We start from the raw sequence: 223 nt of genomic DNA, 5'->3' as shown, positions 1-223 counted from the left end.
TCTTTTGATTGCCTTTGAGACCCACAATAAAATCACCGCCGCGCTGAGTAATTAACGCAAGGGTTTCTTTCTGGCAATGCAGGGCATCCATAGTGACAATCGCGCCATCAAACGCCAGTAATTCAATCAATTGTCTGGCAACCGGACCTTCCTGACCTTTGCTTTCGGCTGCCTGATGGTATAGGGCTACACCGGATTCAACATCATAAGCACTGACCACATG

The 223-nt window shown here is 48.0% G+C and carries 1 protein-coding gene; it reads right to left on the bottom strand.

Annotation, left to right across the window (positions count from 1 at the left end):
- Positions 1–223: ISAs1 family transposase (locus tag ABR397_RS24270; protein WP_350307910.1), on the bottom strand; the 223-nt coding region annotated here is incomplete at both ends.

This window comes from Photorhabdus viridis, from assembly GCF_040256935.1.
In the GTDB taxonomy this organism is placed as follows: Bacteria; Pseudomonadota; Gammaproteobacteria; order Enterobacterales; family Enterobacteriaceae; genus Photorhabdus; species Photorhabdus viridis.
This window is presented reverse-complemented; position numbering and strand designations above follow the sequence as displayed.